We start from the raw sequence: 23,777 nt of genomic DNA, 5'->3' as shown, positions 1-23,777 counted from the left end.
GCTACATCCTTCTATATCGGTTGAAAACAGTGTTATTCATAATATTACAATTCGGAGGTGTCACCACTGTCCAGGGCTTCAGCTACCTCATTACTCGCAGTTTCAATCGGTCGAGCTGTATGAGGAGACTGAGTTAACTGTACCTGCATCGAAACAACATTGTTGACCATTTCGAGCAATGACGTCCACTGCACGGTTTTCTCTTTTTCAAACAGGGAATCAAAATTATCCGGCGTCCACTCAACAAATGAACGGGGGTTAAGCGCCCGGCCAAGAAAACGAATCTCGTAATGCAGATGTGGCCCCGTCGAAAGCCCTGTATTGCCCGTCCAACCGATTAGATCGCCCTTACGGACAAACTTACCGCGCTTAACATTAAACTTGCTCATATGTGAGTAAGTACTGGCAAAGCCCATGGCATGGCTCAGTTTTAAAAAGTTGCCTGACCCTTTATTGCTCGGCCTAATGACTTCTATCACACCATCGGCAGGTGCGTAGATTTCAGTGCCTGTATTGGCAGCAAAATCAAGTCCAAGGTGGCGTTTACGTACTCCCGTAACTGGGTGAATACGCGTTCCAAACTGCGATGACATCCGAATATTGGGGGTCGGATTGCCATTCGGGATCATACGAAACAAGGTGCCACGAACAGCAGAGCTAATGGCAGCACTGTCTACCCGTTCTTCTAATGAAATTTCATCACTGCCTTCCGATGTTTGCAATCCTAAGATATTTTCAACATCGTCTACCCGCTGCGTTAACACAGAAAGCTCTGCTTTTTTAAAGTTAAGCTCTTCAATCAGTGCTTGCTTGGCTTCATTTTCCGCAGTCAGGGATTCACTTAACTGCTCAGCTTGTACATTCAGCAAGCTAAGTTTCTGCGAAGAAAAGAGGTTGTCTTGATAGAGGGTATAAACACTAAAGCTACCCGCTCCGATCATGGCTAGCAAAGAGCCTGTAACCAGAGCGGCGTAACGTTTTTTCAAGCGGCTTATAACATAATGAGAAGAGCCTCGGCGATCTGACACCGAGATACAAATATTGTCTGACATGGGTTTTCCGACGACTACTCGTTTAAGTGTTTTTGTAAATCAGCTAGCTGTGCTAGCTCTCGATGCAAGAGTTCGTCAGTTCCAACATTCAGTTCGACCAGACGTCGGAGGTATCCGACACTTTCAATATCAATGTGATAAATATGCATACGTAAATAGTGCGCGTCGTAGTGGATCAGCTGCGTTTCCATCGTCAACTCTATATCACTCTCATGCAGGTAAAAGCTGACGACATAATGACCGTCGGCTTTTTCTTCCCATCCATCTGGACGGGTTAATAAAATACCTTGCAATGATAAGTCCCGAACCTCAGCCTGCCACTCGTCACCTGAGTGCTTCAGCGATGCCGGAGTCTGATAAAGAATGCGACTAAAATGACGACGTTCCACCATAAACACTTCATTTTTGTTGTTCTTTTATTGAGCTAAGTATAAAGAATTTGAGAGGTTTCTCCATCTTTTTACACTCAGCTTACAGACGGATTTAAGATTTTATGATCTAAATAGGCAAAAGTAGTCATCCGTGGGCATATAAAAATTCCGCAATGGTGCGATAAACAGCATCGCACTCTTCTTTCACTAAATTCTCTAGATTTAAAAAAGCATGGATCATATCGGGGAAGTGGACTGATTTAACATCGACACCAGCGGCTATTAGCTTGTCACTATAACGCAGCCCCTCATCGCGTAAGGGGCAAAACTCGGCCGTGAATATCAAGGTTTCTGGAAGTAAAGAGAAGGCGTTGCCATATAATGGTGACGCTAATTGTCGGTTTTCATTATGTTGAAAGTAACTATCGAAATACCAAGTAATCTTATTTTTTTGCAGTAGATAGCCCGTACTATTTTCTTCTACCGAATCTGAGCTTAATGTGTAATCAAGACTTGGATAGATGAGAACTTGCTTAGCGATTTTCACAGTATCATCGCACTGAGCCTTAGCACTAACCGAGGCAACCAATGCGCCGCCAGCAGAGTCACCCGCTAGCGAGAGCCTAGGCAAGTAGTTTAGTGCACTGTTATCAAGCGTCGTCCAAATTGTCTGTGCAACGATATAGGCGTCATTCAGACCAGCGGGGTATGGGTTTTCAGGGGCTAAGCGGTATTCAACCGAGACAACAATATGCTGTGTCGCCTTGGCCAATTTTCGACAAATCGGATCATAGACCGAAACACTGCCCGCCATATGGCCTCCACCATGGTAGAAAACCAATACAGGTAGAGCCTGCTCCGGGGCCGGATGATAAATACGCACAGGTACATTCGATAACGCACCTTGGACAAAAGCATCTTCCACCCAAGCGATAGAAGGGATACTCGTTACTAACTCTCTGGTCAGATAGGCCAACCCTTCACGAGCACTGGCTGGCGTTGGAGTAAATCCATTTTCAAGCAGTAAGGCAGCCTGTCGATTAAATTCAACCAACCATGATTGTAGTTTAGGACTAACTTGGCGCATTGCTTCCTCCCTGAAGCTATAAGCGAGTGCCCACTAACAGTTAATTCACCATTAGGGCGTTAATCTAAGTAACTGTTCAATACTAATATCAACGCCATAATCAACGCCATCTAAACAGAAACCATTTAACTGCATAAAGTCTGTTTTATAGCCTTGATAGTCCCCTACTGCCATGAAGTTGTCTGCCGTTATATGTGCGGCTAACTCACGGACTTGCTGCTGAGTTTCTTCATCAAGCTCCCAATCATCCATTCGGATCAATCGGTTACCATCAACAGCAACCTCTACATTTTTATCATAAAGGCGTTGTGAAAATAGACGCTGCATCTGCTCGATACACCCTTCATGTGTACCTTTCTCTTTCATCACCTTAAATAAGGCTAAAATATAGGGCGAAAATGCAGGGATAAAGACACTCGCTTTTGTTACAAGTGCCTTGCAAACCGACACATACGCTTCACCCTCTATCACTGATAACTGGCTATTAAGCTTATCGGCCGTGCCATGTAAATGTGCTTTTGCTCGGCCTAACGTGCCCTGATGATAGATCGGGTAAGTCTGTTCAGGCCCAACGTATGAATAGGCCACTGTTTTACAGCCCGAAGCCAAGACTCCGGCACCTGATAACGTGTCGATCCAACTTGCCCAATCCTCGCCGCCCATCACTTTTTCTGTGGCTTCGATCTCTGCTTCTGTCGCCGTACCGATCGTCATTTGTTCCATGCTATCTGTTTCGATATTGATTGTTGGTCCCGTTATCGGCTCACCCATGGTCTTAATTGACGAACGCCACAATTCGCCCGTTTCAGGGTTAGGCCGCACTCCTGTCGCCAAGCTATACACCACTAGATCTAACTGGCCACCAAACTCGTCTTTGATGTAATCAATCACCTGCTGGCGCACCTGCGGTGAAAACGCATCGCCAACAAAATTCTTTCCTATCAGGCCTATTTTTTCAGCCTCTTCACGAAAGAATATATTGTTATACCAACCTGCAGTACCAACACCTTTCTCACTAGGGCCTCTCTCAAAAGAAACCCCAATGGTATCGGCCTGTGCACCGCCAAAAGCCAGCGAAATACGTGACGCTAAGCCAAACCCCGACGATGCTCCAAGAATAAGTACTTTCTTCGGGCCTGCACTAATAGACACAGATCCTTTCACATAATTAATCTGATTTCGAACGGCTTGTTGGCAACCATATGGGTGTGCTGAGCGAGCCACCACACCTTTAATCACTGGCTCAATAATCATTGTTTACTCCAATTCCAAAGACTAACAACACCCTATCGGAATTTATTCACAGGCAATAGCAAGGAAATCAATAAATGAACAGAGGCAGCGAGATTATTTGACTGTATGAGGCTTCTCATGCGCCAGCAACCAAATTTTCATATCCAACCCACCCGCGTATCCGGTTAACTTACCTGAGCTGCCAATCACACGGTGACAAGGCACGATTATAGGAATGGGATTTTTACCATTTGCAGCCCCAACCGCTCGCACTGCCTTTGGGTTACCGATCAAATTCGCGATATCACCATACGAGCACGTATCACCATAACCAACACTATTCAGTGCCTGCCATACCGTGCGTTGGAAATCTGTCCCCTGCATTTTTAGTGGTACATCGAACCCTGTTCGTTCGCCAGCAAAGTATTCAGCCAACTGGTCGCAGCAACGCTTTGTCATCGTATTCGGAGATTGTGGTTGATCCGGCTGTGCATCAAATTCAATCATGCTAACGCTCATGTCGTCTGCAATAATATTTAGCCAGCCAATAGGGCTATTAATAAGTTGGTTGTTCATGACAAAGTATTCCATAAATAAAGGGTTAAATAGCTTCGCCAAGGCGCCGCTAAATCAGCATCACAAGGGGTATTCACCAGGGCTTTTTTAACGCCGAGATCACCATCGAGGAAAATATCAGGATCACTGAACCCCCGCATCCGCATATAGTTCACCGTCCACGGTCCAATACCCGATAGTGCCAACAACGCTTTGCTGTCACCCAATGGCTGATCCACGGCATAGTCTGAGAAAAGACGGATAGTCTCACGTCGACGTTGCGGCATACCAAGACTATCGAGATCAAGTTGATTAACTTGTGATGGTTGCGGGAAGTATAGGTGGTGGTCTGTATTTTCAGGGTTCATTGCTACTAACTTAGAAACTAAATTTTTCGCGGCAGTCACCGATACCTGCTGGCCAAGTATGGCTCTAATACCAGCTTCAAATGGGCTCCATATGCCCGGTAACCGTAACCCTTCGATAGCAAGTTGCTGATGCCCCGTAGCTTGAGCGATCCCATGCTCAATGAGCTGGATGTTTACATCAAGATCTAAACAGCGACGAATATTAGCGATGACTTTAGGCAACATAGAGAGATCTGACAGTTGTATCTCGACCTTAAACTGTGACTTTTCCGGCAAGTGATAAGCTGTAAACCAGCCAGAGCTATGTTCATGGCTAAATGTACGCCCATAAAAATCGTCACCGATCCATTCCAACCCTTCAATTAAACGGGCTGCAAAAAAACGGTGGATATATTCCCAGCTATAAGGAGGACGATAAGACAAACTGATGGTGATAGCTTTGCCCTGAGTAACACCACCAGCAGTCTGCTTTCGCAATTGAGACGGAGAAAGAGAAAACTGCTTTTTGAAACAATCATTAAAACGGCGAATACTGTTAAAACCACAAGCTAAAGCAATATCAGTAATGGGTAAACGCGTTTCATGCAGTAGCTTTTTCGCCAATAAACATTGGCTATACAAACCGTATGCTTTAGGCGACAGCCCAACTTCATCACTGAATAACCGACGTAAATAACGATCTGTTATACCAAGTCGATTAGCGAGATCCGTTAATGTGCCATCAGCCAAGGCACCTTGATCGATTAATTTCATAGCGCGTGTTAGCGTCGTGCTTTTCCCCTGCCATGCTGGCGAACCGGGGGCACTATCAGGACGGCAACGTAAACAAGGTCGATAACCCGCTTTGGCTGCAGCAAACGCCGAATCAAAATATTCGACATTTTTTTCATGGGGAGCTGGTGCAGGACAAATCGAACGGCAATAGATACCGGTTGTTTTCACTGCAGTAAAAAACAACCCATCATAACGGTGATCTCGAGCTAGCCGAGCTTGCTGGCATTGGGTTGAGGTCATCATAGCGAAAGTCTCGATTGCATAAAGGTAATACAGATAAGTGTATCGCCTTCATCAATCAATACTAGCCATAAACGGCACTCAATTACTTCAGTTTTACAGCTAAGAGGTTAGCCTATACTGTGACCACAATACCGACCTAAGAAAGCGATGAGATATTTTTCTGGATAAGAAGAGGATTTTATGTAAGTTATTACTCAGCTAAAGCATTCGTTTATTATTCATTATCATGCTAGAAGTGCGGTTTAGAGGAGTAATATATTGCTAAATGTCGCAATTAACTTATTATTTCTGAGTATTATAACGGAATGGAAAAATTACCAATAATTTCATTATTACCATTAACAATTCGACCTTCGCATGTTTTTTCACAGTACGAAAAGTTTACATTATGGCTGTCGACATGACCTTTTATTAAAACCTGACGTAATAACACATCACTATTTAATTGATGAATTAATGCATTCCAAGAAACATTGCCTTTAAAAATATTAAAATTCACTCTCATTTATTTACCTCATTGTGCGTTGTATTATTTCCTTGGCTGCGTTGTTGAAACCAAAAGCGTTTTCGACCGATTGAACGAGACATAAGTATCCTTAGTTTTATAATCAGAATGATAAAACGCAATAAGTTCAAACTTAAAGATAAGTTTTATCCACTGATGTGAAATATTGATATGTATTTTATTGATGAAAATGTAACGAAGTAAATATGAGGTATACAGACAGGTACGCGGGGTAATACTCTGAAATGATTATACTTTTTTAGTTACAGCATTAATAATATATAAAATGTTTTAAGCAGGCGTAAAAGATACAAGTATCTCTTACGCCAACTACGAAATTAAAGCGCTACTACGTTAGCAGCTTGTAGGCCTTTTTGGCCTTGCTCTACTTCGAAGCTTACTTTTTGGCCTTCAGCTAGAGTTTTGAAGCCTTCTGAAGCGATAGCACGGAAGTGAACGAATACGTCAGCACCGCCGTTGTCTTGAGTAATGAAACCAAAACCTTTCTCTTCGTTAAACCATTTTACTAGACCAGTAGTTGCATTAGACATGTCGTGTCCCTTATATAATTGAATTTATAATCTTATCGCGAATTTACGATACGCTGAGAGCTGAATTATTGAATGCGAAGATGAAGCTAAGAGAAACACTAAGGAGAACGACACTAACGAAGAAATTCTGAGGTTTTACTTTTACTTGATATTTCATTAATAACCCTGTGCAACAGAGCGAGATGGATAATACCTTAATACCACACATTGTAAAGCTTTATTTTAAATGAAAGCATAAAAACGACTACTTATCTTTCATTAAGAAAATGCATAGAAGTGTCCTAATACCACTTAATGATTTGCTGTGAAAAATTAGGACACGCTATGATTGTTAGTCGCGCTTATGGGCTGAAACACCATGTTCAGCACTCAGTTATTTTAGCTTCACTGCCGTGCCATAAACTAATATCTCGCTCGCACCCTGCATGATGGCCGATGTGGTAAAACGAACATTAACGATGGCATCAGCCCCGATAGATTCCGCTTCTGTAATCGCACGGTGTAATGCTTCGTTACGGGCTTCAGTCAGCATTTCGGTATAACCTTTAATTTCACCACCAAATATGGTTTTAAAGCTCGCCATAATATCGCGACCTACGTGCTTTGATTGCACAACATTGCCAGTAACGGTGCCTAGAGTTTCCGTAATTTCCCTACCGGGTATATCAGGTGTTGTGACATATAACATGGTGTTCTCCTCAGTGGAATTCATTCAAACATTGCTAAATATTTCGACCAATTACAATAGTATAGGTTCAGTCAAAAATATGAAAAAGCCAGAGGCCGTTTCACCAGTATCCGTAACATTCTCTAGCGTACCTGAGTAAGCTTTACCATGTAGAATAAGACAAAAGTACATTAATAAGATGATAATAAACACAAAATAAAGCCCTTAATTAAGTGAACAACTTAATGCTACTATCGTGGTATATCAACCTTACAGGGAGTGTAACATGACCGCCTTTTCTGAATTTATAAAGCATGTGGGTCGAGGTGAGAAAGGACGACGTTCACTCACTCAGCTAGAAGCAAAAGAAGCATTGAGCATGTACCTCGATGGCAAAGCTGAACGACTACAATTGGCGACTTTGCTAATGCTACAGCGTGTACGGTGTGAGACGAGTGAAGAAGCTGCGGGCTATATTCAGGCTCTACGTGAGCGCATACCATCAGAGTGGCAAGATTTGGATGTAGATGTTGACTGGCCTTGCTTTGCTGGTAAACGTCGTCAGCCACCCTATTTATTGCTTGCAGCAAAAATACTGGCACAAAATGGTATCCGAGTGATGCTCAGCGGTCATGCCGCTGTCGATGCCATCAAATATCAAATTGAAAGTGCCTGCCCCGCACTAGGGATCAAACAAGCGACAACGCCAGGGGAAGCAAGTGAAATCCTTGCCAGAGATAATATTTGTTACATCCCGCTATCAGCCTATTGCGACCCGTTAATCGAACTATTAGCACTTCGCGATTTGGTTGGATTGCGAACACCATTAAATACTGTGGCGCGCGCTCTAAACCCAACGGCAGCAACGTTTGCCATTCATGGCATTTTCCATCAGGGCTATGAGCAGCTTCACGCCGAAGCCGCACAGTTGGTTGGCGACATGAATATGGTTGCTTTCAAAGGTGAAGGTGGTGAAAGCGAACGTAACCCTCGCACTGCCTGCCGCATTGCAGGTGTCAGCCAAGGTGAACTCTTTAACGAGGAATGGCCAACCTCTTTAGAAGGCGCTTCAGGTAAACATGGTGAAATAACAGGCGAGTTTCTCGAACAAGTTTGGCTAGGTCAGGTAGACAATAATTATGGGCAACATGCCGTTGTATCTACCTTAGCCATTATTATTAAAATGATGGGAGTTTGCCCTGATCAAGCTTCGGCACTTGAACAAGCTGAACACTGGTGGCATCAACGCTTAGCTTAGTAATTACTTGTAGTCAGAGACAAAAACACCGGCCTAAAGCCGGTGTTTTTTAATTACATTTTCTTAATTACACACTGCTAACTCAATTTAGTCTGCCCGCATCGACAACGATGTTGGCTGTTCAACCTTAAATTCATTCACTTCTGACGCCAGTTCTGACATGCGCATTTTCACCTGACCCATCTCGTCATGAATATTCGCGATAACTTCCATTGTGTTTCCCGCTAGCTCTAACAAACCATCAACGTCACTATCGACACTACGTGCTGTTTGCGATTGCTGATCAGAGGCTGCTGCAATACTCGCATTATACTGTGCAATTTCATTTACGTTACCAATCAAGCCTTCAACCAGCGATTTGGTTTCAGAAACAACCTGCTGGGTTTCGAAGCTTGCCTCACGGCTCTGTTGCATATTTTGATATGACGTTTTTGCCTCATTCGATATGCCATTTAACAAGTGGCGAATATCCTCAGTCGACTTCTTGCTGCGCTGTGCGAGTGTTCTCACTTCATCAGCTACCACAGCAAATCCACGACCTTGCTCACCTGCCCTTGCGGCCTCAATTGCCGCATTTAAAGCGAGCAAGTTTGTTTGCTCAGAAATCGCATTTATCGTGTCTAATATTTCCGAAACACTACCCATCTGTTGTTCAAGTGATTCAATGCATTGATATGTTTCATTCACATTATCGAGAAGGCTAGTTGTTGATGCTAATGAACGCTCACTGTGAGTGAAGCTTGATTCGGCACTAGATCGGACAGAGTCAGTACTTCGCTGCGCATCATTTGTCACACTTGCGACTTCTTGGCTAGTTTGCGCCATTTCAGTCATGGCCGTTGCTATGCTGTCGCAGCGCGTATGGGTTTGCTCACTGTCATTTCGAGCTTGAGCAATTAATGCCACCATTGCTTCAATCTCGTTTTGAGTCAGCTCAGCAACTTCATGTGCCTTATGTAAGGTTTCTCTCATACTGCTCGTTAAGTGATCAAGCAACCTCGCTATCTGACCAAACTCATCTTGTTGACCGTCAGACACATGAATTGTCAGATCCCTATTTTCGGCCATCGCTGAAAGCTTACTCGACAAATTCTCAACGCGCAGGGTTATCTGTCGTAACGACATCAGCGTTAACACGACTAATGGGATAATAACCAGTGCAATAATAGCAAAATAGACCCAAAGTATTTGTAGGGTCAGAGACTTATCGTGCGCTACCGTTGCCATCAACTCTGTGGTTATCTGATCGCGAAGTGCTTTAATCATTCCAATACGATCTGTCGCCAATGCAAACCATTGCGAAGCATCAGGCCCTTGGACGGCAGTCAATGATGATTTTTGATCTAAAAACTGTTGTTGAAGCTGCATTACCTGCTGCCATTGCTGGCTCGATGTTATACGGCCAAGCTCTGTCGATATGTTACCCGTTAACAACAACTGAGCCTGACGTAATGCATAATTTTCTGCTTTTATATAGCTATCAATTTGCGCATAACGCTCTAAGTCAGTCTGTTTGGCAGCAAAAACACCATTCAATGCCCCCCTCGCCATCCCCGCCTGCTCTTTAATCACCAATAGCTGTAACAGCCCCTGCATTTCTTGCTTTAGCTCAGCATTGCTAATATGAGACAGCAATATTGATAAATTATCTAAAGCCAACTGGTTCACATTCGAATAATAAGCGAAAGGAGAGTCAATCAAGGTTAGCGTATCCACTTGGCGTCGAATATCTTGCCGTCTATCCAGCTGCTCTCTAACAACACCCATGAGTTGGCGCATGTCATTTTCATTGAGGTACTCGGGTTGAAAGCTTAATAATGCCTGATAAGCCTGATCGGCCGCAGCACGCTGTTTCGTGAGGGCAGCAACTTGTGGCCCTTGCCCCTTAGCACCAAGTACCCCTGCAGTTAAACCACGCTCGACCGCAAATTGGTGTGCCACCTCATCATAGCGATTGAACAATGCCACTGTTTCTTCCGCTATTCGAGCTTCTTTTAAAGAGGAAAATTGAGTCTGTATTTGTAATGAAAGAAAAGTTAACAATAACAGGGTAGGGACAATAAATACGACCTGTAAAGTACGTCGAACAGTTAAGCGACGGAGTGGGTTAAACATAACTAACCTCTTTTTATTTGTGAGAACTTATTATTGAATCTAAACCAATTAAGACTATACCCACAAAGGATTAATATGCCTAATAACCTTTACTTTTATGATGAGAATCAATAACAATTTTTTACTTTTAAGTTGCATGTTCTTTATACCGTCACCATTACTAATATGTTCTATTGAACATCAAGTTACCCACTGATTTTGTGGATAACGCAAAATAATCAATAAAAAACAATATGTTAATAAAATCAATATACCATGTGACTTTTATTAAAGGTAATAGATGCAGCAACAACAGCTGTAATCTGAGATATGAGAGGAAGGGTTAGACGGGTTATGTTTTTGTAGCCGCCCGCGAGGTCTGACAAATGAAACCGCTAGAAATGACAAACTGGTATATTTGTCATTCTGGCCGGTTTCAGTGTGAGGGGTGTTTAATAAATGGAATTCTTAAACTCTTTAAACGCTGTTTAAACGGTTTGAAGGGGATGTTGAACAATAAGCACCTGTGAATAACTCTGCATCGCCTCATTACCCTCTCGGGTGGCGGTTAGGGTGATGGTTAATCGCTGAGTTGCTACAGGTATCAATGTTTCATCCAATAATAATTCAGTATCTGTCGTCTCGCCTTCAAACAATACATCGCTGGTGTCAGCATCCGTTACTTTCATCAACGTAGAAGTACCTGGCTCAGGGGAGCCGGGGGTATACCAATTGGTTAAATACTGAGGTTCGGTTACCTGACTGATCCTGTTACGGTGTGACCACGCAACGGTAGCTGGCATAGTGATGATTTCAGGCCAGTGTTCACCATTCAATTTTACATTTGTCACGCAAAGTGGTTTTGCTGCGCGCCCTACCAGTTCGGTGGTAACAATAGTCGCATCGTCCTTTGATAATGCCCCTCGCGCTGTCACGGTTAAACCTCGCACACTTACCTGTTCACCCGTGGTGAACTCTGTATCTAATGCATCACCATCTAAGGCTGCTATTACTATCATTGCTGCGTGTTCGGCGGGTATCGTATCAAGTACACCTCGCTCAACCTCTGCCACACCATTAACAATACTTTTAACCACCACTAATTCACCGCCCAACTGACATACTGCGGGTAACTCAATGGTCAGCAGGTTACTGTCAATCAATCTAAGCTGCGTTGCCATTGGTGATATCGATTCGGCCAACATTGAGCTAGTCGAAAAAGAGGCTCGGTGGCTGTAAACCCAACGGTCAAAGTTGTTGTAATACAGATCCGCACCGATAGTATCACCCGACGGCTTACGGGCTAGCCAGCCAACAAAACAACTATGTTTATTTAGCACTGCCAGCTCTGACGGATTAAGGCTGGTAGCCAACAGCCAATAAGGTGACTCAACCACTTGCTGAATGATGATCTGTACTGGCGTTGTAATTGGGTCTTTCCAGCCACTCGGTGGCGGCGGTATATAGTCTCCGGTGGCGGCTGAAAAGATATCTTCCATCAACTCTAACTTTACTTCAGGCTGCGCCATACTGCCTCGGCGCTTTTTCTGCACTCGCATAATATGGTTTAACCCTGCGGCTGGATACACTACTCGCACTACATCACCAGGCTGATACACCGATGCCGTCGTGTCACAATAAAGCTCGGTCGTCATCAATCGTGCTGATAGCATCTTTAGCTCACGCATGGCGACTCTGTAGGCTAACTGCGCGTCATGAATCATTGGGAAGTTAACGGTTTCACCGATGGTGCGACCGACAGCATGTACCATTGCCGAATTAATCACTGTAACCGCTGACTTTTCGTAAGTTGTCGGGTCAGTATAAGTTACCGTCAAGGTGTTAATAATGTCAGCCTGACTACGACGGCGGACATTCTTCGCCGTTTTGATTTCTTTCACCGTCAGAGTTGGCAGCGTATTTGGGTCGTAATCATCTCTGGCAAGGCGCATGGTTACCAGGCCACTGGCTTCATCGGTAAACACATAACCATTGAGGTAACGGCAGATATCTTTAACAAACTGTTCAACAGGCTGTTGCTTTACCCAGTGGGCATTAAGACCAAATCTTTCTTTATAAAGCACATCAGCACAAACCTGAAATGCTGCATTATCGATATTGGAATTACCTGTCCCCCACTCCGGGCACTCAATCAACTCATGGATAATGTGGGCACCATTGAGACCATTATGAATTACGGCCTTCTTGTTGTACCAGATATAATCTCCATCCCAGCCTGTAGAAATACGTTCAACCTCTACAGACACAGGCGCAGGGTAGCTGGAATTGCCCATTTCAGGTTTACGAAATACCAAGGCGGTCAGATGACGAAACGCACTCACTACCCTCAGCCCGTTAACCACCTGCCCACAATGATGGGCTAAATAATCATTCACGCGCTGGCTGGCATGGCCCATACAGACATCTATATCTCCAACAATACCCCCATACTGATCGCGGTCGCCAAACAGGGTTGGTTGATCAACATGAATACGCGAATTGCTCGATACACTCCCAGGCCAACCTACCTTCTCACCAAACCATATCCGCCTAACGGCATCGACAGGGCCATGACATAACACCAGATGCTGGCCCCAAAACCAGCGATGACCTGCAACCTGTTTTTTCTTGCTGCCCATGGGTTACTCCTTACCCTGCTTAAACTTAACGACCATGGCCGTCACCACCGGATCACCTAGCGCCAGCAAAGCTTCACAATCTGCGCCATGCTTTAGCGCTTCTGTCCAGCTCAACCCATAAACGTCAAAGACCCCACGCGCCCCTGAACAACAGTAACCAAGCGGGGCTAAATCTTTAGGATAAATACGATTACTTTTTGATTTCTTCATTCGATAAATCCCCCCACCAGTACACACTGCCACTCGTGATTTTCACCCGACCAAAAACCACTCCCAATGGTTTACCCTCTTCGATGACGGGCGCTTTCGGCTCTTGCGCATCTGGGGCGGTATGGGTTTGATTCATTGCTCGATAACTAATAAACAGCGATGCCACCATCATGATGGCCATTACCCACATCATCACAATCTCCTTATGGATATGTCATTAGCATTAGCGGTCGATAGGATCGCCAATATAGGGATTTTTGGTCGGCAGGTTTACCGCACCACCAAAGTTAATGGCGTTATTAAAACGCGAATGGCATATCGCTAAGGTGCGGTCACAACCTCGGTTCACTTCAACTTGATCCCCTGCTGTAAAGGTTGCGGGATGCAGAAGGCGCAGTGCCTTAACATTCGGTTGCGTATCAATATAATGATGGTTATGTCCGTGTTTAAGGCGACCGTAGTTATATTCCAACGGCAATGACTCAGTCAGAGTAACGAGATTGCCATCCACCGCTGTCACCGTTACTGTTCGGGCACTTTCAATATGACCACACTTACGGCTACCCAGCGAATAACGACACTGCGGGGTAACCGTTTCTGTCAACCCAGAGATCTGCAGTTCGGTATGTACCGCCTCCAACTCAACACTAACAAAACCGTCATTCCAGACCCCTGCCATTATTCGTCCAGCAAACACCGTATAAAACTGCTGACCATCTTCAGAACGGAGGATGGTGATTTTAGGGGCGACATTAAGCGGTGGATTCAGTGCTAAATTTGCCAGTTCACTACCCGCAGCCACCTCAAAAGCTGTATCAGCCCGTAACGGGTTATCTGATTGCTCGATACCATTACCACGCTCGATTGCATGGGCAGACCAATTCATACCGTCATACAGCACGTCATTTTGATGCGACGTATAACGCCATACCTCGTTGTGAACTTCAGTTTTATACAGTTCAATGACTGCCATCGGGCACCTCTATCATCGGCATAGATACAGACAGGAGCTGGCGCGGTTGGTGTGTGATTTTGACCTGATCGTCCACTGGTCGCATCAAGCGCATAATATGTCCGCCAAGTAAGTCATCAGGGGTAACCTCTCGATCGTCATCTCCTCCCAGATCAATCACCTCGTTACCATCGCCGTCATAACCAAGAGATTTTGCATACACCATTTGCACACCATCACGCCAATGTAGATACAAATGCCGATCACCGAATTCGACCAAACCGACTCGTTCAATCACAATTCTTTTGCGACTACAGTGTGCCGCAATACGAATTTGACGATGATACGACACCCACCAACACGCGTTTAAACGTCCTTTAAATTGATATAAAAATTGTTTTAGTTGCCACGCCTGTTCACGATTACTGGCAATCATTTCAACAGTGGTAGAATGTCGGCCGTAGTCTTGCTCGGCATCCACGATGTGATGACCACTGGCTGTGGTTTTCTCGCGCCAAGTAAACGCCATATCATCAGCCACCGACACCCCTTTACCGCGCTGTACAATGACTGAAGCACCCAGATATTCCGCAACCATGTCAAAACCGGAAGGGCTTAATGCTGGTAATTCCAGCGGCTTACTATTAACAAAGGTGATTTTCTGCGTTGTTCGCGATCCCTGTCGACTTGAGCGGACACCTTCCGTTGCCATACAACTCATCGCGGGGAGTAAAATAACATTGGAGTGTTCGAACAATAACGGCCTTGATAACAACAGGTTTCCATCATTAACCTGATCAATAAACGCCAGCTCGTAGCTGCGCTCATTTTTATACAATAACGCCATGCCACCCGCTTGAAATGAGCGCGACGAGACATCGATATAGATAACCATATCGCCCTTATTGGCACTGACGGGCGATGTGGCATCGCTCCAAACGGGCACAACCATCCGCTCTTTTCCTTGTGCTGCATAACGAGCGGTTTGCTCTGACGCAGCCAGATTCGGCAAATTGTAGGTGTAATCAATGCGTTGCAATGGTTTATCTGCGTTACACAGCCGCTGTTCACTGGCACGGGTTTCAGTCACGGCAGTAAACCACTGCCAAGATTCAGTGACGGGGTAAATGGGTGGGTATGGCCACAGCGCGATACGCGTGCCTGATACGATTAAAACTGTAGAGACTAGGCCATGGTTAAACCGCCACTCAAAACTGGCATCAATAACCATATCGACATCCAACGATACATCCAGCCTTAGTTGCCAGATACCACCATAAGGAGCCAGAACATCCCCCGGTAGCTGCCCATTGATCGCTATACCCTTCGCGCCAGTTTTGACAATATCATTCAAAGTCAGCGGCTGAGTATAAGAGCTCCAAATCTGAACAGGAACCTGAGATACATTCACCACAAAACCGAGGTCAACCGATTTAGGTTTTAGAAACAGATTGTTTTTAAATTCCCGCTCCCAAAATCCGGGCTTAGCTACCGCTACCATACTGGGCAATGTGGGCAACCACGCGGTAGGAGCTGTTTTGGCATAGACAACCGTCGTACTTGCCATCATGACAAACGGCGCGGGCTCCGGTAACGGAGGCGCGAGATAATGTTCACTGGCAAACGGCGTGGTGAGACTATATCCAATTGCAACAACCGTACTCATGGTTAGTCATCCACACGAAAAGCAAAACCCCGAGGCTCTGGATCTTTCCCGCCTGCATCGAGTTTAGTGAATATGATCCAGCGCTTCCCTTGATAGGTTTCTATATCACCCTGCCCATAGTATTTAGTGCAGAGTGTACGAACCGCTGGAAGCTCCCCTTTTAATTCACCATCATAAGGATTGCCTTGCCCCACCATATAGCAAGGCATGAACAGTGTTGTGCCTGATTGCGTAAATAAAGTGTGATGAAGCATATCGGGATAAAGGCAAGGGTAGCCGTAACGACTGCCATAACGGATCATGGGTAGAAAACCACATTGTGTGTTCAGCTTAATGCCAGAGGGCACATGACTGTTACTATCGCAGTCATAAGCCAACATACTTGAATTACTAAAACCGCCATCGGTCTCCACGCTCATGAAAAACGAATTTTGATAACGCGCAGCACATGGGCCGGATGCGATAGCCCCCCAATAGCCCCCATCTCGCACATTGGCAATACCCATGACACCCAGTAAATTTACTTGGTTAGAGACTGCATTATGGAAGTTAACGATAAACAGATCATTGCAAGCAATAATGTACATCTCGCACGGAAGTGGGATAGATAAATAGTGTCTACCATTAGAGTCTCGATTATACAGGTCAGGCCAAGTGTTGCCCTGTGTCCAATTACCCACCATGTTCCAAGCTTGGCCACCCATTTTGGCATTTGCATTAATGTCCATATTGAACAAATAACCGTGCTCTTGATGTACAACACCCCACTGTGTCGATGTCTCATTTGCAAAACGGGCCATATCAAACGGCACACTGGTATGGCTAGCGAGAAACTCAGTAATAAAAGGAATAATGGCATCAATACTGTTTATTCGGCGTTTTTCGTAAGGCATTAAGCTAACTCCACGGCCATATAATCAATAAATCCCGCACGATAAATATTTTGTAATACGACATACTCTCGGCTGTTATCTGGCGATGTTAACCGTTGCCAGGTCGCGACATCACGGCCACTGAGATAAAAGCACCCTTGAAACTCACCCAATGCACCGTGGTCATTGTGTATAGCGAACATTTGGATCATCCAGCGGTCATTGCTGTTATTTATCGGCTTACCATCAAGCGCAGGGAATCCGCCCTGACGGGGGTAGCTTTTCGTTACATTTAAATAGGTATTATCGACCCATAACACCGCATTGGCACGAGGGATGATATTTTGAAATATTGAATAATCCCCACCTTCATTGGACCAGCGGCCGGTTGCAATATCACTCTCACCAAAGACCACCACTTGACGAGGCCAATGACCCAGCGAACAATATTGGCGTAGCTTTCCTAAATAGCAGGCATGTGTTTTTGTCGATATCTGGGCAATAACAATAATTCTGTCTTTATTAACAACAAAATAATAAGGGATCGTGTTCTTCCATAAATAGACATATTTGGTGCTGGAAGAATTGGGCATTTCATGAAAAAGGGCACCGTCTGAAAACATCGGAGAACAACGCAATGCCACATTAAATCGGTCGTTGTCCGGATCGGACTCAGTTCTAAAACCCACAAAAATCGTTTCCTTTCCAGACTCACCTCCACTTTTCAGCCAAAGCTCGTACTCACCATCAGTTGGCGTTAACGACTTCACCGCCACCCAACCTTGAGCGACGGCAAATACCGCCAGCTTGGCCAATAAATCGCGATGCCCATTCGCCGTCCCTGTTTCCCATGCCATATAAAACCCTTAATTAGCTCGTTTGGTTACGCTTCATTATTCTCACTACCGCCTGCTCACCCATATCACTGCGTAAATAAGCGTTCAATTGCTCTTGGTTATCAAGAAAAGCCACATGTACTGGCGGGGCTGCCACATTGACGTTGGGTGTTCCGCCGTACTGCATCGCCTGTTGTTGTTGCTGTCCACTTTGCATGGTTTTCATTTGATTCATCATGGTGACCATCCAGCGGAAGTTATCAGCCTGCTTCGGGTTCAGCACCATTTCGTCTTTGCGCAGCATCCACGTGCCTTCATTTTTGGCTGGTACACGGTTGATGCCATCGTGTGCCTGACCTGCCAGCGCCTGCCCGGCAACAATGCCCACAGAGGCATAACCCATGGTGCGAACTGCCGTTGATAACGCCATGCCCACTGGTGGCGGGCCGAAACTTAATGCCTTAGTGGCCGCTTCTTCGGTTGCGACCACCATGGAAGGGATCGCCGCCAGTTTCTGGGCCGCAAACAACAGCCGATACAAACCGCCCTGCTCTTCACCCGCTTGCTTTAAAAAGTGGGTGGTAATACTGAGTTGCTGCTGGGTAAACGTTAGGGTCGACTCGGCAACTTGCGCCTGATAGGCCGACCGTTCATCGGTGGCCTGTTTCTCAATATCGGTTAAATTGGCTTGATGGTCAGCCCGCAGTATTTCCCGATTAGCAAAATATTCACGTTCAAGTTCATCTTGTAGTTGCTGGTTTTCTTGGGCTTGTGCATAAGCGGATTGGAATGATTGAGAAAGGCGCGCTAATCTGTCGTTATAGGCATAGTCTTCACGGATTTTGGCTTCATTTTCCATGTCGGCTTGCATCGCCAGACGCATCAGCCATGCGCCATTGATCTCGTCTGATTCGGCGTAGAATGCCTCTATATCGCGAGTATTTTTAGGCGATTGCCCCTGTTTCCTATCCAGCCTTTCGGCTTCTAACAACAGGTTTTTCGCCAGCTCTTCATTAATGCCTTTGAGTTCGCCATGCTCGATTTCGTACTGCAATTTAGCCACTTCACTGGTAATACCGTGCAGTGCGATTTGCTGCTGCATTTGCATTAAGCGGTCTTGCCCGGCATCATTCAGCGCCTTGGCCTGTTGCAGTATCTGGGCTTCGGCGGCTTTGTTATCGAGCTTTTTTGCTTCTAGCAACAACTGCTCTTTCAGCTTGCCATTAATCGCTTTAAGGGCACCGTGCTCTAAGTCGTAACTGACCTTGGCCAGTTCGCTTTTTTTGCCATAAAGCGCGACCTGGCGTTGCATCATATCAAGCTGCTTTTGTGCCTGAGCATCCGCTTTGTCATCCCGCTTTTTTTCAGGTTTAGGTTTGTCTTCAGGCTTATTCCGTAACTCATACAGTTTGTCTTCAAGCGCAAGCACATCTTCTCGCCAAGACACCTCTTTCTTACGAAGAGCCTCTATCTTGTTCAAGCGCTCATCAAGATCATTCGTGCCTTTGCGAGCATGTAATGTTTCAAGCTCTGCGCTCACCAAGGCTTGCTTGGCTTGTGCTTCTGCTAATACGCTTTCAACTTGCTTTACCTGTAACGCATTCATACGACCCAACAGGTGATCGATACGGTCAGATAGATGATCGGTCTCGGCTGCCGCCGTTTGATTTGATAACGCAAAATACCCTAAAGCGGTAACCGCCATCATTGCGATACCCGCTGGCCCACCCAGTAACGACAGACTCATGCCCAATGATCGGCCCGAAACAGCAGCGGCTTGCTGGGCATTTTTGAGTGTTACCGTGGCGATAGCTAAGCGCCCTCGGGCTGCGGCTAATCGTTCTTCCGCTTTTGTGGCCATGACGGCACCCACGGCTACTTTACGTTGAATTTCAAGATGATGAATTTCAGCATTAGTCGCTAAAATCGAAGCTTGAGTGTGGCGAACCGTCATTTGAGCATCTTGAATAAGCGCTGCCGTATGGGCACGAGAGACCACAACTTTCGCCACTTGCGCCGCTGTCATATTCATGACTGCTGCCGTTCCGCGACCCAATGCCAGCGCCATTGTTACACCGACCGCCGTTGAGACCAGATCGGCATTGTCGGCAAAAACGCCAAGGCTGCTGGTCAGCCCTAATATGACAGGTGAGAAAGAATCGGAAATCGGCTGTTCATAGGCGGTAACGGCCTGGGTATAGGCCGTCGCTAAGTCACCGTATAGCGCATTGATGTTGCCTGCTGTATTAGCGGCTGCGCCATCATAGCTTTCTAATGCTTTAACCAAGGTTTCAGCAAAAAAATCAGAGGTGACTTTGCCGTCATTAACCAGCTTGCGAAAACCACCGGATGCCAGCCCAGCCGCTTTATCCATCTTGGTTAACAGCCCTGGTAATGGCTCGGTGGTTTGGTTCAGTTCTTCGGCACGAACAACCTGGCTAGCCATCGCTTGCTGCAGACCGAACATACTCTGATTGAGCTGCTCATTCGTGGCCCCGTAGGTACTGGCGGCATTGCTCATGCCTTCAAAGATTGCGATCGTTTGTTGGCGGGTGATCATGCCCGCATCTTCTACCGAAGCGACACGTGCGTAATTACCCGCCATTTCCAGCATGGCTTTATTGTGCTCTTTACTGACTTCAATGAGATATTGCTCAGTATCAATCCACGCTTGTTGGCTGCCGACTAACGCAGTAATACGAGTACGAATATCCTGATAGGCACCCAGCCGGTCGGTTGCCTTCTGGGCAGCCGCAATGGCAGAGAACCCGGCAGCCGCACCAAACAGTTGATTACGCAGCGACAACATTTGTCCTTCCAGCGCATCAGACTGATGGTTGAGTGTGCGCATTTGACGGCCCGTGGTGGCAGATTGGTTACCAAGGGATGCAACCGCATTGTCTGCACCGCGAACCTGACCAACGAACTGTTTGTTTTCTGCGTCAAAGCGCAGGGTAAATTTCAGATCTTTACTCACGCTGGTTCAGTTCCTCGGCCATGACGCTGGCGATTAATTTGAGTTTTTGATAATCATCGGGGTTGATACCACGGCCAGACAATTGGGCATCGGCTTTGACCTGACAGACATCCATACCTAAGCAACAGAAGCCATTCCAGCGCAGAAAGGCGGGAATTGTGAGCCACCATTCGAGCACGTCGGCATGCTCTTGCCACACTTCTATCGTTTCATCGGTGTCATCATTCGTTGTCGCTTCGGGATTTTGACTCACTCCCCAACTGGCCAGCTCTTGCTGCCACTCTTGTTCATCTTTCGCAGTGACGGGTTGGCGCTTAATGGCTGCCCGTACTGCGTCTAGGAGTTTTTTGTGCTGGCCTGCCCGCTCATGGCTTTCAGGTAGGCCGACAAGGCACCAGCGGTGAAGTGCGGATTCAAGCAAGCCGCTTTGAGGTTTTCTGGGGTAAAGACCAGTGATTCACCGCTTTCATCAGCGATACCCGACCAGCCAGTGATCACCTTGGTAAACATTGCCGCGTCGCCGTTACGGCTCAGTTCATTGAATGTCTTACTATCGACCAGCTTAAAATCGATGGTCATGTCAAAGGTTTCTACCTTGCCGCCATCTACTGGCACATTGATACTGACAGGCCAGGCTTTTACGTTTCTTTCAGCTACAAGTTTGAACATGTTTTTTCCTAATTTAATCGACCGCACCGTGCTTTAAATCGTGTTTAAACACGGTTTATCGGGTAATGAATTGGTCGGCATTCGAGATAATGCGCAGCGGAATACTGTAGGTTTGGGTGCCGTCTTGCTCGCCATAGGTCGGGCGACCAAGTTGCACTCGCGGGCTTTGCCAAATCACCTGATTACCGATTGAGCCATTAGTGAACACCAGTTCGTGCTCTTCACCAGCTTGCGCCAACGCAAACACATCTAACTCTGTCAGCTTCGGCGCTTCTATCACCATGGTGGCGGTCGGCTGATAGTCAGTGATCATCACCTCTTCATGCCCGACATATTCCTGATATGGCACTTGGTTAGCCTGATCATATTCAAGAGAAATGAGCTTGGCGGCTGTGCCATCGATGGTAAAACTGGAATGCTGCACCCCAATTTTTAGCGGTGTAAGCCATGTCGAAAAATCTGGGGCGGGATGTACCTGCGCCTCTGCCGGTACATGCAGACCAGTAAAGGCAAACTTGATCCCACCGAAAGCTTTGGCCACCGCGTTAAATGACAGACTGCCTCGCGTGCCAACTACTTTATGTAAGGTGCCCGACTGGTAGTAATAGAGTGTTAGGCTACCTGTTGTATCATCATCGATGCTGTAAACTGTCTGGCTGTTTTCGGCATCTTCGGTGACCCGACGCAGACAAGCAGCCATTAAGTCACCCCACGGTGCAGCCTTGGCCGGATTAGTCGATGCCGCCAAATCTACCGTGAATTCAACCGAAACATACACTTCGGTCATGATTTCAGCTGACTGTCCCAGAGTGCCATCGTCATATTCAAGCGCCTGAGATTCACCGGCTAACGGGGTGATGGAAAACTCACGCCCCAGCACATGCTTCATTACCGCGCCATTGGCAATATTTTCAGCCGACAGCGCATCGACGCCATAGGTATTTTCAAGGGCAAAGCCGATGATTTTTTTGCGTTCTTTACGGGCCATAAGCGTTTTGATCCTCGGTATATTCAGTTACAAAGTTATCCAGCCAGCTGGCTCTGCCGCTTTGAATTGTTAATAGTCGACCGCCACCCAGCCAATAAGGCTCAAAGTCATCCGCTCCCGACCAGCCAAACAGGCGCTTTCGCAACGCTTTACGCAATGGCTGAAGGTTAATCGGCTTGCCGTTACGGGAGGCATCCACTATCACTACGCCGACAGTCGCGGTCAGTGACTGCAGGTAAGCCCCGGCTCCTCGAACATCTGGACTAGGCGTTTCTCCAACTAGGAATACATACAGGGCTGGCGTTCTGGTTGTGCCCGCTGTCTTCAAATCCAGCTGGCTCAGCGCATCGATTTCACTGACATCCTTCCAAGGCGGGCTATCAGCCTTGAGTCGGGCTACTGTCAGCGCGACCAAGTCATCCATCAGATAAATCCTTTACTGCCCTGACGACCAAATACCGTCCCTGCACTGGTCATAGCGGCAATATTATTGGTCTCAGGACGATGGTTATTGCTGTCGAGCCCGAGCTGCAGCACACCGCGCCCGACTTTTTCCAGATAACGGATGGCCTCGACATAGCGCTTAGCCGCCTGGTGCTCTTCACCCAGTTGATCGTCGTAGAGGTAATAGCGGGATAAATCACATGCGGTACGGGTTAGCACCCGAGGAACGACCTGCAGGGGTAAGTCATAGCGTCCACCCAAATAACCATCGATAGTGGCACTGGCATCATCTATTACCTGGTTCAGCACTGTATCCACGGTTCCACCAGCACTGCCATCACGGTCGGTCAGCTCGGTCAGTTCCTCTTCACCAAAGCGGGTAATCATGTCTTCTCGGGTGCAGTACATAGGCTTACTCTCCCAACTCTGCGACCTGAGAATTCATTACACCGTCAGATAGACCTCTTTGAACCAGTGTCCCTGGCGTATCGTCTGACGCACCTGCTTCGGCAAGCGTCCCTTCCGCGCCCGATACTGCCAGTCGCGGGTCTGCTTCAAGCATGGCCAGTTGCGAGCAGGTAACTGTACCCGCTGCCAGAATGTTTTCGCCGGTGCTAAACGCCATGCCTGCGCGGCGGTAACCATCGTGCGCCACGCTTTTAACCACCAGCTTTGTAACCGCCAGTTTTTTATCAATAACAGTTTGCTGTGACATAACATTGTGATCTCCATATCAAGGTTCAACAGGGGGGGAACGGCATTCAGC

The 23,777-nt window shown here is 46.4% G+C and carries 25 protein-coding genes; 1 reads left to right on the top strand and 24 read right to left on the bottom strand.

The window, feature by feature from the left end; translation table 11 throughout:
* Window positions 1-44: 44 nt before the first annotated feature.
* The 9 genes from L4D78_RS03125 to L4D78_RS03085 all read right to left on the bottom strand — a co-directional run bounded on the left by L4D78_RS03125 (window position 45) and on the right by L4D78_RS03085 (window position 7,427).
* A complete protein-coding gene (locus L4D78_RS03125) occupies window positions 45-1,052 on the bottom strand; it encodes a M23 family metallopeptidase (protein WP_428465595.1) in 1,008 nt (335 codons plus the stop codon).
* Between the two features lie 14 nt (window positions 1,053-1,066).
* Window positions 1,067-1,444, bottom strand: coding sequence for a PilZ domain-containing protein (locus L4D78_RS03120; protein ID WP_428465594.1), 378 nt, complete (start codon window positions 1,442-1,444; stop codon window positions 1,067-1,069).
* Between the two features lie 124 nt (window positions 1,445-1,568).
* Window positions 1,569-2,510: an alpha/beta hydrolase gene (locus tag L4D78_RS03115; RefSeq protein WP_428465593.1), complete on the bottom strand. Its 942-nt coding sequence runs from the start codon at window positions 2,508-2,510 to the stop codon at window positions 1,569-1,571.
* A gap of 51 nt (window positions 2,511-2,561) precedes the next feature.
* The gene (gene fabV, locus L4D78_RS03110) at window positions 2,562-3,764 is read right to left on the bottom strand and encodes an enoyl-ACP reductase FabV (RefSeq protein WP_428465592.1); all 1,203 of its coding nucleotides are present in this window, start codon (window positions 3,762-3,764) and stop codon (window positions 2,562-2,564) included.
* A 93-nt stretch (window positions 3,765-3,857) separates the two neighbouring features.
* A complete protein-coding gene (locus tag L4D78_RS03105) occupies window positions 3,858-4,319 on the bottom strand; it encodes a methylated-DNA--[protein]-cysteine S-methyltransferase (RefSeq protein WP_428465591.1) in 462 nt (153 codons plus the stop codon).
* Entirely contained in the window at window positions 4,316-5,683 is a 1,368-nt protein-coding gene (locus L4D78_RS03100) for a DNA-3-methyladenine glycosylase 2 family protein (RefSeq protein WP_428465590.1), read from the bottom strand. The genes L4D78_RS03105 and L4D78_RS03100 overlap by 4 nt, the downstream gene beginning before the upstream one ends.
* Window positions 5,684-5,978: 295 nt before the next feature.
* Window positions 5,979-6,188 (bottom strand): hypothetical protein, encoded by a 210-nt coding sequence (locus L4D78_RS03095; RefSeq protein WP_428465589.1) that lies wholly within the window; start codon window positions 6,186-6,188, stop codon window positions 5,979-5,981.
* Between the two features lie 338 nt (window positions 6,189-6,526).
* Complete coding sequence (gene cspE / locus L4D78_RS03090; RefSeq protein ID WP_428457195.1) at window positions 6,527-6,739, bottom strand: transcription antiterminator/RNA stability regulator CspE; 213 nt, start codon at window positions 6,737-6,739, stop codon at window positions 6,527-6,529.
* A 373-nt stretch (window positions 6,740-7,112) separates the two neighbouring features.
* The gene (locus tag L4D78_RS03085) at window positions 7,113-7,427 is read right to left on the bottom strand and encodes a YbjQ family protein (protein WP_428457194.1); all 315 of its coding nucleotides are present in this window, start codon (window positions 7,425-7,427) and stop codon (window positions 7,113-7,115) included.
* Window positions 7,428-7,692: 265 nt separating this feature from the next.
* On the opposite strand from L4D78_RS03085, the gene L4D78_RS03080 reads away from it, so the two are divergent.
* On the top strand, window positions 7,693-8,664 hold the full coding sequence (locus L4D78_RS03080) for a glycosyl transferase family protein (protein ID WP_428465588.1): 972 nt from the start codon (window positions 7,693-7,695) through the stop codon (window positions 8,662-8,664).
* 87 nt (window positions 8,665-8,751) lie between these two features.
* On the opposite strand, the gene L4D78_RS03075 is transcribed toward L4D78_RS03080, so the two are convergent.
* The 15 genes from L4D78_RS03075 to L4D78_RS03005 form a co-directional block, all read right to left on the bottom strand.
* Window positions 8,752-10,779, bottom strand: a complete 2,028-nt coding sequence (locus tag L4D78_RS03075) for a methyl-accepting chemotaxis protein (protein ID WP_428465587.1) — start codon at window positions 10,777-10,779, stop codon at window positions 8,752-8,754.
* Window positions 10,780-11,246: 467 nt separating this feature from the next.
* Entirely contained in the window at window positions 11,247-13,397 is a 2,151-nt protein-coding gene (locus L4D78_RS03070) for a phage tail protein (RefSeq protein WP_428465586.1), read from the bottom strand.
* Window positions 13,398-13,400: 3 nt separating this feature from the next.
* Window positions 13,401-13,607 (bottom strand): hypothetical protein, encoded by a 207-nt coding sequence (locus L4D78_RS03065; protein ID WP_428465585.1) that lies wholly within the window; start codon window positions 13,605-13,607, stop codon window positions 13,401-13,403.
* On the bottom strand, window positions 13,588-13,800 hold the full coding sequence (locus L4D78_RS03060; RefSeq protein WP_428465584.1) for a hypothetical protein: 213 nt from the start codon (window positions 13,798-13,800) through the stop codon (window positions 13,588-13,590). The genes L4D78_RS03065 and L4D78_RS03060 overlap by 20 nt, the downstream gene beginning before the upstream one ends.
* Window positions 13,801-13,830: 30 nt before the next feature.
* Complete coding sequence (locus L4D78_RS03055) at window positions 13,831-14,580, bottom strand: phage BR0599 family protein (protein ID WP_428465583.1); 750 nt, start codon at window positions 14,578-14,580, stop codon at window positions 13,831-13,833.
* Window positions 14,567-16,225, bottom strand: coding sequence for a hypothetical protein (locus L4D78_RS03050; RefSeq protein ID WP_428465582.1), 1,659 nt, complete (start codon window positions 16,223-16,225; stop codon window positions 14,567-14,569). The genes L4D78_RS03055 and L4D78_RS03050 overlap by 14 nt, the downstream gene beginning before the upstream one ends.
* A gap of 2 nt (window positions 16,226-16,227) precedes the next feature.
* A complete protein-coding gene (locus L4D78_RS03045; RefSeq protein ID WP_428465581.1) occupies window positions 16,228-17,118 on the bottom strand; it encodes a hypothetical protein in 891 nt (296 codons plus the stop codon).
* Window positions 17,118-17,954, bottom strand: a complete 837-nt coding sequence (locus tag L4D78_RS03040; RefSeq protein ID WP_428465580.1) for a hypothetical protein — start codon at window positions 17,952-17,954, stop codon at window positions 17,118-17,120. The genes L4D78_RS03045 and L4D78_RS03040 overlap by 1 nt, the downstream gene beginning before the upstream one ends.
* Window positions 17,955-17,967: 13 nt before the next feature.
* Entirely contained in the window at window positions 17,968-20,910 is a 2,943-nt protein-coding gene (locus L4D78_RS03035; protein ID WP_428465579.1) for a tape measure protein, read from the bottom strand.
* Window positions 20,903-21,331: a hypothetical protein gene (locus L4D78_RS03030; RefSeq protein WP_428465578.1), complete on the bottom strand. Its 429-nt coding sequence runs from the start codon at window positions 21,329-21,331 to the stop codon at window positions 20,903-20,905. Before L4D78_RS03030 ends, L4D78_RS03035 begins: the two co-directional genes overlap by 8 nt.
* The gene (locus L4D78_RS03025) at window positions 21,247-21,579 is read right to left on the bottom strand and encodes a hypothetical protein (RefSeq protein WP_428465577.1); all 333 of its coding nucleotides are present in this window, start codon (window positions 21,577-21,579) and stop codon (window positions 21,247-21,249) included. Before L4D78_RS03025 ends, L4D78_RS03030 begins: the two co-directional genes overlap by 85 nt.
* A gap of 55 nt (window positions 21,580-21,634) precedes the next feature.
* The gene (locus L4D78_RS03020) at window positions 21,635-22,567 is read right to left on the bottom strand and encodes a hypothetical protein (RefSeq protein WP_428465576.1); all 933 of its coding nucleotides are present in this window, start codon (window positions 22,565-22,567) and stop codon (window positions 21,635-21,637) included.
* Window positions 22,557-22,991, bottom strand: a complete 435-nt coding sequence (locus tag L4D78_RS03015; RefSeq protein WP_428465575.1) for a phage tail terminator protein — start codon at window positions 22,989-22,991, stop codon at window positions 22,557-22,559. The genes L4D78_RS03020 and L4D78_RS03015 overlap by 11 nt, the downstream gene beginning before the upstream one ends.
* The gene (locus tag L4D78_RS03010; RefSeq protein ID WP_428465574.1) at window positions 22,991-23,419 is read right to left on the bottom strand and encodes a gp436 family protein; all 429 of its coding nucleotides are present in this window, start codon (window positions 23,417-23,419) and stop codon (window positions 22,991-22,993) included. The genes L4D78_RS03015 and L4D78_RS03010 overlap by 1 nt, the downstream gene beginning before the upstream one ends.
* Window positions 23,420-23,423: 4 nt before the next feature.
* Complete coding sequence (locus L4D78_RS03005) at window positions 23,424-23,726, bottom strand: HI1506-related protein (RefSeq protein ID WP_428465573.1); 303 nt, start codon at window positions 23,724-23,726, stop codon at window positions 23,424-23,426.
* Window positions 23,727-23,777 lie beyond the last annotated feature (51 nt).

The sequence above is a fragment of the Photobacterium minamisatsumaniensis genome (assembly GCF_050336695.1).
Taxonomy (GTDB): domain Bacteria; phylum Pseudomonadota; class Gammaproteobacteria; order Enterobacterales; family Vibrionaceae; genus Photobacterium; species Photobacterium minamisatsumaniensis.
The sequence above is the reverse complement of the archived record's forward strand: the minus strand, read 5'-3'. Positions and strand labels throughout refer to the sequence as shown.